The organism is Arthrobacter sp. ISL-95 (assembly GCF_018613695.1).
Classification (GTDB): domain Bacteria; phylum Actinomycetota; class Actinomycetes; order Actinomycetales; family Micrococcaceae; genus Arthrobacter.
Genome location: NZ_JAGGPR010000022.1, coordinates 23,252 through 34,458, shown reverse-complemented (window position 1 = coordinate 34,458; position 11,207 = coordinate 23,252). Strand labels below are relative to the sequence as shown.

The 11,207-nt window shown below is 60.9% G+C and carries 10 protein-coding genes; 4 read left to right on the top strand and 6 right to left on the bottom strand.

The features are described 5' to 3' along the window. Both J7I86_RS22000 and J7I86_RS21995 read left to right on the top strand, forming a co-directional pair. Nucleotides 1–294, top strand: a 294-nt coding sequence (locus J7I86_RS22000; protein WP_396019937.1) for a hypothetical protein, incomplete at its 5' end; no start/stop codon positions are given. A gap of 32 nt (nucleotides 295–326) precedes the next feature. Further along, a complete protein-coding gene (locus J7I86_RS21995; protein WP_214822986.1) occupies nucleotides 327–2,027 on the top strand; it encodes a CocE/NonD family hydrolase in 1,701 nt (566 codons plus the stop codon). A 70-nt stretch (nucleotides 2,028–2,097) separates the two neighbouring features. Here the strand turns inward: J7I86_RS21995 and J7I86_RS21990 are convergent, their stop codons facing one another. The 6 genes from J7I86_RS21990 to J7I86_RS21965 form a co-directional block, all read right to left on the bottom strand. Next, nucleotides 2,098–2,823, bottom strand: a complete 726-nt coding sequence (locus J7I86_RS21990; RefSeq protein WP_214822985.1) for a nitroreductase — start codon at nucleotides 2,821–2,823, stop codon at nucleotides 2,098–2,100. 50 nt (nucleotides 2,824–2,873) lie between these two features. Beyond that, nucleotides 2,874–3,302 carry a MarR family winged helix-turn-helix transcriptional regulator gene (locus J7I86_RS21985; RefSeq protein ID WP_214822984.1) on the bottom strand — a complete coding sequence of 143 codons (429 nt, stop codon included), beginning with the start codon at nucleotides 3,300–3,302 and terminating at the stop codon, nucleotides 2,874–2,876. Between the two features lie 347 nt (nucleotides 3,303–3,649). After that, nucleotides 3,650–6,550: an FAD-binding and (Fe-S)-binding domain-containing protein gene (locus tag J7I86_RS21980; RefSeq protein ID WP_214822983.1), complete on the bottom strand. Its 2,901-nt coding sequence runs from the start codon at nucleotides 6,548–6,550 to the stop codon at nucleotides 3,650–3,652. A 148-nt stretch (nucleotides 6,551–6,698) separates the two neighbouring features. Continuing rightward, nucleotides 6,699–7,406, bottom strand: a complete 708-nt coding sequence (locus J7I86_RS21975) for an NUDIX hydrolase (RefSeq protein WP_214822982.1) — start codon at nucleotides 7,404–7,406, stop codon at nucleotides 6,699–6,701. Nucleotides 7,407–7,420: 14 nt separating this feature from the next. Next, entirely contained in the window at nucleotides 7,421–7,915 is a 495-nt protein-coding gene (locus J7I86_RS21970) for a MaoC/PaaZ C-terminal domain-containing protein (RefSeq protein WP_214822981.1), read from the bottom strand. Nucleotides 7,916–7,937: 22 nt separating this feature from the next. Continuing rightward, on the bottom strand, nucleotides 7,938–8,780 hold the full coding sequence (locus J7I86_RS21965; protein WP_214822980.1) for a citryl-CoA lyase: 843 nt from the start codon (nucleotides 8,778–8,780) through the stop codon (nucleotides 7,938–7,940). Between the two features lie 440 nt (nucleotides 8,781–9,220). Here J7I86_RS21965 and J7I86_RS21960 point away from each other — a divergent pair, with 440 nt between their 5' ends. Together J7I86_RS21960 and J7I86_RS21955 are read left to right on the top strand one after the other, a co-directional pair. Continuing rightward, a complete protein-coding gene (locus tag J7I86_RS21960) occupies nucleotides 9,221–10,000 on the top strand; it encodes an SDR family NAD(P)-dependent oxidoreductase (protein WP_214822979.1) in 780 nt (259 codons plus the stop codon). A 117-nt stretch (nucleotides 10,001–10,117) separates the two neighbouring features. After that, entirely contained in the window at nucleotides 10,118–11,173 is a 1,056-nt protein-coding gene (locus J7I86_RS21955) for a nitronate monooxygenase family protein (protein WP_214822978.1), read from the top strand. The last annotated feature ends 34 nt before the right edge of the window (nucleotides 11,174–11,207 follow it).

Genomic DNA, 11,207 nt, shown 5'->3' with positions numbered 1-11,207 from the left:
ATCTCGCACTGCGGCAGCTTCATCAACATCCTGGGCGCGAACAACCTGCCCAGCATGGTCCGACGCGCCCCGCGCAAGCCGATCCGGGTCTGGCACCAGACAGGAAAGCGTGACGTCGACATCATCTACGGCAACATCCCCATCGCCAACCACGACCTCGACGCTGCCCTGAAGTACCGCCGCTACGATTCGATGTTCGTGTACGGCACCGCCGGGCACACCCTCGGGCACGCCGGCGCGGTATTTCCCGAGACGCTCCGATGGATCTTCCGCGACCAGGTTGAAGACAAGTGAGCCAGGACACAAAAGCAGAAGGAATGAACGACATGAACGCGGATACTGACACGGCAACTTCAGTGCAAGTGGAGCTGGACGTCCCTGCACGAATGCGCGACGGCGTCGTACTGCGGGCGGACGTGTACCGGCCTCTTGGCCAGGGTCCGTGGCCGACCTTGGTCGTGAGGACCCCTTACAACAAGGCTGATGCAGCAGAGAACGCGTGGAACGGCTTCCCTGCCGAAGAGGTATGCCGCAATGGGTTCATAATGGTGATCCAAGACGTCCGGGGCCGGTACGCCTCTGAAGGCGTCTGGGAGCCCCTGCGACATGAGGGGCAAGACGGTGCCGACACCGTTGAGTGGGCCGCCGGACTTCCGGGCGCGAACGGCAGCGTGGGAATGGTTGGCGGCAGCTATTGCGGCCATACCCAGTGGCGCGCCGCCATTGAGCAACCGCCGGCGCTGAAGGCGATCACACCATTGATGACCTGGTCGGAGCCGCGCGAAGCCCTGGTCGCCCGCGGGGGTGCCACACAGATCTCGGTCATCACGGGGTGGTCGATGGCTGCGGGCTTCGACTGGTTGTCCCGTCAGGGCCTGAGCGATGGAGAGCTTGCGGATCGCGTCGCCGCGCTGACGGAAGAGATGAAAAATCTGGAGAAGACGGGCTACTGGGGGCTCCCGGTTGCTGAACTGCCAGTCATCCACCGGAACGGGCTACCGAGGTTCGTCGACCCCGGTGACGCCGACGACGTCGAGGCCACTCAGCACATGCGAGTCGCGGGTCGGCATGCGCGCGCGCAGGTCCCCAGTTTTCACTCGGGTGGCTGGTTCGACAGCTGCGTGCAGGGAACCCTCGACGCCTTCATGACCATGCGCGACCTCGGTCTCGAGTCGCAGCTCCTGGTCGGCCCGTGGACACATACAGACTTCGGAAACGTGATCGGGGCGCTTGACTTCGGTGCGGCTTCGTCGCGGGACGCAGCGGTGCATCCTCATGGAACCTGGAATGCCGAGGTATTGGCGTTCCTGCGCCGCCACGTCGCCGGTGACGCGCAGGTGAAGCGCACAGCACCGGTGCGGATCTTTGTGATGGGACGCAACGCGTGGCGCGACGAGGAGACTTGGCCGCTCGAACGCGCCCGCACCGAACGTTGGCATCTGCACGCTGGCGGTGGCCTGAGCACGGCTACGCCCCAGGACAGCCGTCCTAGTGAGGTTGACTACGACCCCGCCGACCCTGTGCCCACGTGGGGTGGGACGGTCGGCCTCGGCCCCGGGCGGGGCCCTGTCGACCAAGCGCCTGTCGAGGCGCGTGACGACGTACTCGTCTTCACCTCAGGAGTACTCAAGGAAGATCTCGAGGTGACGGGCCCCATCAGGGTGAAGCTGCACGTGCAAAGCTCCGCGCCATCGACCGACTGGGTCGCGCGCCTATGCGACGTGGATCCCGACGGACGTTCCCTAAACCTGACCGACGGAATTCTCCGCCTGGACAGCGGTGCAGACGAGCCCCAAGAGATCGAGATCGATCTTTGGTCAACTAGCAACGCGTTCCTGGCCGGTCACAGGATCAGGGTGCAGGTCACCAACAGTTGCTTCCCTCGGTGGGACCGAAACCTCAACACGGGTGATCAGAGGGGGACAGAGTTCGTCACCGCGCAGCAGCGGCTTTACCACGACGCTATCCGTCAGTCATACGTCGAGCTCCCCGTCGTCCCGGAGGAGAAGAAACCTTCCGACGCGTAAGTGAAGTCCGAAGTCAGTCCTATTGCGCGCGCAATGCAGCGCAGTAGGACTGACTTGGCTTTTGGCGGGTTCAAACCCAACGTGTGAAACTATCCACCGTCTCCCGCGGCGTAACCAGTGTATTCACCGGGGCTGATTCATCGGCGTAGCCAAGGGACATGCCGCAGACCAGCGTCTCGTCTGCACCAGCTCCGATGATGGGCATAATGGTCCTCGCATAGTGGTTCCATGCCACTTGCGGGCAGGTGTGCAGGCCCCGAGCCCGCGCCATGAGCATGATGTTCTGCAGGAACATGCCGTAGTCGATAAGTGAGCCTCGCCCCAAGACCCGATCGACCGTAAACATCAGTCCCACTGGTGCATCGAAGAAATGATAGTTGCGCTGCAGCTGGGCGTGCATCTTCTTCTTTTCGCCCCTTGCGATTCCGAGAAGGCCATACAGACTCCAGCCGTTCTGACGCCGCCGCTCAAGGTACGGTGAAACCCATTCCGTCGGGTAGTAGTCGACCTTCTCGTGATACTTTTCCGCCAGACCAGGATCGGCGTAGACTGCGTCGTCCACCGCGCAGACCTCATTGACGAGGGTGTCCCGCCGCTCGCCCTGCAGCACATAGACCTTCCAGGGTTGGGTATTCGTACCGGACGCTGCTTGGCTTGCGACGCGGAGTATCTCTTCAATGTCCTTTTGGGCCACAGCTTTGTTGGGCAGGAACGCCCGGCAAGAGAAACGACCCTCAATGGCGGCTTGCACGCTCGTCGGGTCCTCTACTTCAACCGGGACGCGGGATGATATCAACGCAATTCTCCTAGCACCGTTACAAGATCTTCCGGATAACTGGGACGAGTTCAGTCGCTTTTGGCCTCCGACGCCAGCTTCCTGAGAACGGGGATGACTGCCTCGAGTGCCTTGCAGTCTTCCGGCGTCAAGCGGTCCGTGACTGCCCGGTCAAGCCAGCCATACCCGACAGACACCTCCTCAGAGAGCTTTTGGCTGCCTTGGTCTGTTAATTGGATCCAGACCCGGCGACGATCCAAGTTGTCAGGAGTGCGCGTCACCAGCTGCATCCGTTCGAGCTCACGGACAGCGAGTGAAATGCCCTGGGGGCTGACCTGTCCAGCCACAGCTAGTTCCGAGGTGGTTGCGCGCCCATGCTCAGACAGATTCCGGAGAACGCCCAGTTTTCCGGGCGAAAGGGTCCGTTCCATGTTCAAGCGGTTCAGTACAGGGTGCAGCGTCTCGAAGAATGAGCGCGTGATTTTCTTCTGGTCTGTCATTCCTCGAATATACAACGTACTTAATCAAGCTGATTGCTCTTCCAGAGGTGGAGAGGGCCCCCCTAATTATTGCCCCTGCTCTTGACCAAGACACCAAGGGCATGCAGGTCATGGACGACCATCTCGAGCATGGCCCTTCGGTCAAGCGCCCTGTCGCGGGAGCGTTTTCCCGATCGCGGCCGTTGGATGGACGACTTCCACGGGCCCGCAGGTGCCGATTGTGCTCGCCGAATGGAGCTGTGTCCTGTCAGCTCTTCCAACGGGTCAAAGAAGAGAGGCATGTATTGGGCGTCAGGTTGGGCTACGGCCGGAGGGCTTGCAGCTTCCTCGTTACTCTTCACTGCATTTCACCGCTTGGGACGTTGGTCGAGCAGCTCGGCCAAATGCAGGCTCTTGCGATTCGGCTCAAGCTGTTTGACCTGCATGGCGCAGCTGAAACCGTCGGCAAGGACGGGGACGTCGAAGGCTGTTTGGGCCAGGGCGGGAGCCAGGGCTTGCTCGGCGACCTTCATGGAGATGTCGTAGTGGTTGGCTTCGAAGCCGAAGTTCCCGGCGACTCCGCAGCAACCGGTGGCTTCGTTGACGTTGGCGACGCCGAGGGCTGCCAGGGCCTTGCGTTGGACGGTTGCCCCGAAGGTGGAGTATTCGTGGCAGTGGGTCTGCACAGTGACGTCCGTTGGCATGACGGGTGGCGTCCAGCCGCCGTCGACCCATTCCTTCACGGCTTCGGCAAAGCTGCGGATCCTGTGGGAGACGCGTTCGGCGGCTTCGGTGCCGAGCAGTTCGGGGGCGTCCTTTTTCAGGGCCGCCGCACAGCTCGGCTCAATAACGACGATGGGTGTCCCGGTGCCGTCGTCGAGCTTCGCGACCGCTTTGCCCATCAGTTTTTTGGCAGTGTCCAGCTGGCCGGTGGAGATCCAGGTCAGGCCGCAGCAAGCGTCGGATTCGCAGCCGACGGTGCGTCCTGTGCTTTCCATGACCCGGGCGGCTGCACCGGCTACTTCGGGCCGGAAGCCCTTGGTGAACGAATCGATGAACAGGACGGCATCTGCCGGGGTTGACGGTTTGGCGTAGGGTGCCAGCTCTTTGCGGAGCATGGTCCGGGACGCGAACTTAGGCATCTTCCGGTGGGTCGTCAATCCGCCTGCTGCGGCCACGACCTTGCCCAGCGGACTTGCCAGGACCAGGTTCACCAGCGGGCTGATCAGGGTGGTCAGCTTCAGCCAGCGCGGCAACCATCCGAGGGAGAAGTGCGACATGGGGCGCAGTTTGCCCTCGTAGTAGTGGGAGAAGAACTCCGATTTGTACGTGGCCATGTCCACCCCGGCGGGGCAGTCGTTGGAGCAGGCCTTGCAGGCCAGGCAGAGATCCAGCGTCTCCCGGACGTCCTCGGACTTCCACCCTTCGTCGATGCTTTTTGCACCGCGAACCATGTCCTGTAGAGCCCGGGAACGGCCGCGCGTTGAGTCCTTTTCATCGCCGGTCGCACGGTAGCTCGGGCACATGACGCCTCCGGCATCGGACCGACACCTGCCTACGCCAATGCAGGACTGAACAGCGTGGACCCACGGATCGGCCCCGGCAGCCTTAGCCTCAACGGGCCGAAGCTCAAAGTGGGTCCGCCACTCGCGGTCCGGGATCCCTTCGAGCGCTAGGTTGTCCTCGAAGGCATTGGGCTCGGTGATGGAGCCGGGGTTCAACAGCCCGGCCGAATCCCACAGCTTCCGGTAGGTGCCGAACGCCGCGATCATTTCCGGTGAGTACATCACCGGCAACAGAGCCGACCGGGCGCGCCCGTCGCCGTGCTCGCCGGAGAGCGACCCGCCGTGCCGGACGACGAGTTCAGCGGCGGCTTGCGTAAACTTGCTGAACACGTTCCGGCCTTCGTCGCTACGCAGGTCGTAAGTGATGCGGATGTGCATGCAGCCGGCACCGAAGTGCCCGTACATAATGCCAGTCAGGCTGTATTCGTCCAGCAGTTCCCGGAAGTCAGCCAAGTACGCGGCAAGGTTTTTGGGTGCCACGGCGGAGTCTTCCCAGCCTGCCTGTGATTCCCCGCCGCTGGCTGGACGGGAGGACAAGCCGGCGCCGTCTTCACGGACACGCCACAAAGTGGCCCGCTCGGTGGTGTCCGCGACAGCACGACCGTCCACGAGACGGCCGTTGGCTGCGAGCCGTTCGATGAGTCGATCCGCTTCGGCAGCCACGTCATCCGGGTTGTCACCATCCAGGTCCACGTACAGAAAGGCTTTGCCTTCGGGCAGGCCGAGCACGGAGTCGGGACCGCGGCGCATCCGCATGGTGTCCACGATCGCCTCGTCAATGCCCTCGACGGCGGCGGGAGAGAATTCAAGGATGGTTTCGATGTCCTTCGCGGCGTCCACGACGTCGGCATAGCCGAGGCACACAAGGAGCGCGCTGGGCGCTTTGGGAACGAGCTTCATGCGGGCCCTGACGACGACCGCGCAAGTGCCCTCGGTTCCCACCAGGGCCCGGGCCACGTTGAATCCATTCTCGGGCAGGAGATTCCCTAGATGGTAGCCGGAGACCTGGCGCTGGATACGTCCAAGCTCAACCCTGAAGCTTGCCAGGTTGTCCTGGGCGAGCTGCTTAAGGTCCTCCCCCAGCTCAAAGGCGCGGGAGACCGAGAACGCGTCGGTTGGGTCAGTCGCGCGTAGACCGGTCGGTGTGGCGGTTAGCTGTGCACCGTCGGAAGTGACGACGTCGATCTCCAGCACGTGATCAGAGGTGCGGCCGTACCGTACGGAGTGATTACCGCACGCGTCGTTCCCGAGCGAGCCGCCGATGGTGGCGCGGTTCTTCGAGGAAGGATCCGGCGCGAACGTGAACCCTCCGCCAGTGACCCTTTCGGTCTCAAGCGTGAGATGGGACAGGACGACGCCGGGGTCGACGTCGGCGGTTTTGGTAGCCTCGTCGACGCTGATGATGCGGTTCATGTATCGGGAGAAGTCCAGAACAATGCCCGGGCCGATGGCGTTGCCAGCCATGGATGTCCCACCGCCACGGCTGACGAGCGGCGTGCCGGTTTCCCGACATGCAGCCATCGTCGTAACGACGTCCTGGACGCTTCGCGGGAAGACCACGGCAATGGGCGGAACCCGGTAGTTGGACGCGTCATAGGAATATGCGGCAATGCGGTGGCCAGATTCCTCGGCCAGCACCCCCGCGGCTTCCAGCCGGGCAAGAACCGGTGCATGGCCCGGCGTGGAGAGGACATCTTGAGTCATAGCGTTATCAGGCTCCAGTTTCGGTCCCGACAAAATCTGGCACGCACGTCGGGATATGCAGTAGTGAGGAATTCTTTAGCTGGCAAACCCACCAATCTCCTCACGCAAATTCCGGTGAAAGTCTTGGCAGAGGGTCGGCGATGTTCTTTCAAGGCTGCTCCCTGGTGTCCTTCGTCATCTGTTGCCGCCGGCGATGAAACTCTTCTATCTCATCAAGCTGAAGACACACCGATTCGATGGGCCGTTTCACCGAAAGCACTTCCTCGGTGGTACGCGCTTCTACAAGCTCATCGAGAATCGCAAGCGTTGGGGGCAGCAGCTTAAGCCTCCCGGCCGCTTCGTCTTGGAGGAGCTTTCGAACGGATATCCACTCCGAAGACGTTGCCTCCGTCGTGACATGCCTAGGCTCCAGTTTCGGCGCTACGGCAGTGACAAAAAAGAACGTATCGAAACGTTTGGGAAAGCCCTCGGGTGTGATCCAGTTTGCCCAAGGAACCAGGGCTGTTGGCTGGAGGACAACGTCGCATTCTTCTGCAACTTCGCGGATGGCGGCAGCTAGAAGGCGGGCGGTAGTTTGGCGCGCGAACGATGCTTCGGCTCCAACGCTGGTCCGGCTCCACGCCCTTGCCTGTGAATCCGAGAGCGTTAGGTTGGGCGCCGATAGTGAGGAGTCGACAGCGTCTACCCTGCCTCCTGGGAATGCGACAACGCCGGCAGCAAAATCCATAGTGAGTGCCCTGCGTTGGACGAACACTTCAACTCCGTCAACTGAATCCCTCATCAGGACCACGCTTACGGCTAGCCGTGGAGCCGGGAGTACCGTTGAGTCCATTTCCTCGTACGTGGTGCTGCTCATCGCTTCCTCCGTCTTCATGGCGTGTAAGCCGCCGACCGATACAGCAGCACAACCCAGAATCCCTCTTGGCAGACTTCGCCTCGCTGATTGAGTATGTGAAGCCTCGTTTTCACGATGCCCCGGTCCGGTTTGGTCGCAGAAGGCCGGAGCTCTACTACTTCTTCCCGTACGGCAATCGTGTCGCCGATGCGCACAGGTGCGACAAGGTTCCACTCATGGATGCCCAGAAATGCTATGGCCGAACGGTCCTTCCATCCCATTGCCATTTCCAAGCCAAAAGCGACGGCAAGTGTCCCCGGACCGTGGAAAATCCTTTCCCCGAACTGGGTGCCACGCGCGTATTCTTGGTTGGTGTGCAGGGGGTGCATGTCTCCGGACCAAGTGGCGAAGGTGACCAGGTCCGTCTCTGTAATCGTTCGCCCTTGAGACGACCACGAGTCTCCGGGTTGAAGATCCTCAAAGAATCGAGTCGCTGAAGGGATCAGGCGATTTCCGGCTCCCGCATTCATCTTTGCTCCTGTTCGGTTACCGCTAGGACCCCGAAGGGCCCCAGCCGGCTTCGAGTCGGTCCGCGGCAAAATCCCGGCCAGTGGTCCCCTCATAGGATGCTGAGTCTCGGGGGACGATTCGGATTGGCTTCCCTGAGGAGAGTTCCTCAGATACGTGGGCGATAACGCCAGGGAGAGTTGACAGCAGGGCAACTCCGGTGCCTTCTTCGGGCGTGAAGCCCAGCCCCAGCAGTATCGCGGCCATAACACCAACGTCGTTTATCGGGATGTCTGATTTACCCGGGAGCTTGGTGAAGGCCCTATGCACGGCCTCGTACACTTCAGCTGCCTGATCCCACAAGCCTTCCTGCTGGGCAATCGACCGGAGCCGTTCAGCCCGAGGATCAACAACTTTGAAAACAGGGTGCCCTAAGCCTGGGATGCGTTCTTTTGCTGCACGCATGCGATTTACCTTTTCCTCGGCGAAAGCTTCGAGTGCGAGGCCAGATCCGAGAAACTCTGCGTGCGTAGCACGGATGAAGCGTCCGCTGTCCTCAGTCGCCAGAGTGTGCTTCCCGACAGACAAACAGGCGGCCGACATGCCGATGGCCATGCTCGGGTTGGCGGAGACAGCAAACCGCGCGGCCACTGTCCCGGGCTTTTCAAGACCATAATCCAGGATTCCGCTGAGGACTGCGTCCAAGGCCCGGATCTCATGGTCCGAGGGGATCCGTCCACGGATCACGAGAAATATGGCTGCCGTGAAGGGGACTTGCCCGATGAGGTCCTCGAGGTCATAACCGCGAACGAAAACATTCGTGTCAGTGACTTGGCTGACAGAGGATGACCAATAAGCCCCGGACTGGTCTGCAGTGTCCTTTTCCAATGTTTCTCCCGAACCGTCATGTATTCCAAAGTGACCTGCGGTGCTGGGCAAGTTGACGAGCCGAGCTCCAAAGTATGTAGGCCATGTCCTTGAACTTTAGGATCCACCGAACCGTCCCGGCATTGGAGATTTTCTGAAGCCGCAGCGCTCAGGCGTAGAAATTACCGGGCATCTGTATCTGAACTCGCTGACCATCAGGCAACCTGTATGGCGCCGGGTCCCCCAGCGTACGATCAGGTGGCCGACCAGGGTAGTGCCGCCGGCATAACCGCTGCGGCGTCTTTGTCCGGGCTCGTTGGCTAACCGAAATCTTCCGGCTGATCCGGCCGGCACGGATACCGAGCCTCCGGCCCGGCTCCTGTAGCTTCCACGACATCGTCAGCAAAAAGCCGTGAAGATGACAGTTTCACTCGGAAGATCCCCAACGTAGCTTGTAGGGCATGGGAAGCAAAAACGTAATTATCACCGGATCAGGCTCGGGCATCGGCCGAGCAATTGCCCAAGCATTCGTGGAAGCAGACTACGAAGTCTATGCGAGTGACATTTCAGAAGAGCGTCTGGCAGAGACCCGGCTGGAACTCGGCTCTCCGGCCTCCCTCCACACGAGGGTAGTAGATGTCAGCGACTACCACTCTGTGGCTGCTTTGGTGGACGAGGTTGTGGAAAAGACAGGCAAACTGGACGTCATGGTCAACAGCGCGGGAGTCTTCGACGGATACGCCGACGTGCTCGAGACAACGCCAGAGTTGTGGGCCAAGATCATTGGCGTCAACCTGACAGGAACGTTTTACGGCTGCCGTGCAGCAGCACAGGTGATGACGAAGCAGAACTCCGGTCGCATCATTACCATCGGCTCTGTAGCGGGCCAAAGGGGCGCAGCAGACGGCATTTCCTATGTCGCGTCCAAGGCCGGCATAGAGGGACTTACCCGTCGCCTGGCCATCGATGTTGCCCCACACGGGGTAACCGCAAACGTAGTCGCCCCCGGAGTCATTAAGACAAACCTTCGTGCCACGTCTGAGGAAATTTTGGGCGATCTCGTTTCAACCCAAGAGCGTGGTATCGGCGTGTCACCCGAAATCATGGACTTCCTCATCCCTGCGAAACGATCGGGCGAACCCGCAGAGGTCGCGAGCGTAGTGCTGTTCCTCGCGTCCGACCTCGCCGGTTATGTCAACGGGCAAACTATCCAGGTCGACGGCGGCTGGAACGCAACGTAGCCCTGCCGACAATATGGCCTGATAGCAGTAGAAACCCCACCCGCTCCCCCGTTGGGGGCCAACATGAACTATCCGGAAGCCAGAGTGATCAAGGGCTTCGATGTGAAAGGTGTACAAATGATCAAGACAACATTGACAGAAGCTCTGGGCCTCAAATACCCCGTGTGCTCCGCCGGCATGGCCCGTGTGGCACAGGCTGAGCTCGTGACCGCGGTCAGTAACGCCGGCGGCTTGGGATGCCTCGGCGGAGTCAGCTTCATGCCGGATGAGCTGCGCGCCGAAATCAAGAAGATCGAAGCCGGAACCGACAAGCCGTACGCGGTGAACCTTCTGTTGCCGGATTCGTTGACTTCTGAGGATGAAGCACAGTGGGCTCCCGTACGCGAGCTGTGGCAGTCGCTCTCCGGGGCTGACCAGAAGAAACTGGCAGGTGTCGAGGCCATGCTCACACCAGGTGCCGTAGCAGACCAGGTGCAGATTGTCCTGGACGCCGCACCTTCGGCAGTAGTTTTGACGTTCGCTACACCTGATTGGTTCATCAAAGAGTGTAAGGACCGCGGGATCACGGTGTTCTCCCTCGTCGGCTCCGTAGGCAAGGCCCAGGAAGCAAGCGCGGCAGGTGTCGATTTCATTGTCGCTCAAGGAACTGAGGCCGGCGGGCACACGGGATACGCATCCACTATGACCCTCGTCCCGGCGGTCATTGATGTGGTGGATCAGCCAGTCCTGGCCGCCGGCGGAATCGCCGATGGACGCGGCCTGGCCGCCTCGCTCGCTCTAGGCGCAGCGGGCGTCTGGGTGGGAACGCGGTTCATTGCCAGCCCCGAAGCGTATGGGCACGACAATTTCAAGAACAGAGTGGTGGGAGGGTCCTTCAAGGACAGCACCATCACCTACTCATACAGCGGTAAGCGTATGCGTGCATTCGAGAACAAATGGACCTCTGAATGGGAGTCGTCGGAGAAAAAACCCGCTGGCTTCCCCGGACAGTACGCGGTTGCCGGCACGCGGGTCGAAACTGGATATCAGGACGGTGACATGGACTTCGGAATGATGCCCGTGGGACAGACCATGCAGCTCGTTCACGAGATCCTGCCTGCTGGAGAGATTGTCGAGAACATGGCAACAGATGCAGAGAAAATTCTTCGTCGACTTGCAGTCGGACAGCAATAAGGATCGACTGCCTCCAAGCCAAAGACGCCCGTTG

Coding starts and splice junctions, on each gene's coding strand:
- J7I86_RS21995 (WP_214822986.1), top strand. CDS start 327: ATGAACGCGGATACTGACACGGCAACTTCAGTGCAAGTGGAGCTGGAC.
- J7I86_RS21985 (WP_214822984.1), bottom strand. CDS start 3,302: ATGACAGACCAGAAGAAAATCACGCGCTCATTCTTCGAGACGCTGCAC.
- J7I86_RS21980 (WP_214822983.1), bottom strand. CDS start 6,550: ATGACTCAAGATGTCCTCTCCACGCCGGGCCATGCACCGGTTCTTGCC.
- J7I86_RS21975 (WP_214822982.1), bottom strand. CDS start 7,406: ATGAGCAGCACCACGTACGAGGAAATGGACTCAACGGTACTCCCGGCT.
- J7I86_RS21970 (WP_214822981.1), bottom strand. CDS start 7,915: ATGAATGCGGGAGCCGGAAATCGCCTGATCCCTTCAGCGACTCGATTC.
- J7I86_RS21960 (WP_214822979.1), top strand. CDS start 9,221: ATGGGAAGCAAAAACGTAATTATCACCGGATCAGGCTCGGGCATCGGC.
- J7I86_RS21955 (WP_214822978.1), top strand. CDS start 10,118: ATGATCAAGACAACATTGACAGAAGCTCTGGGCCTCAAATACCCCGTG.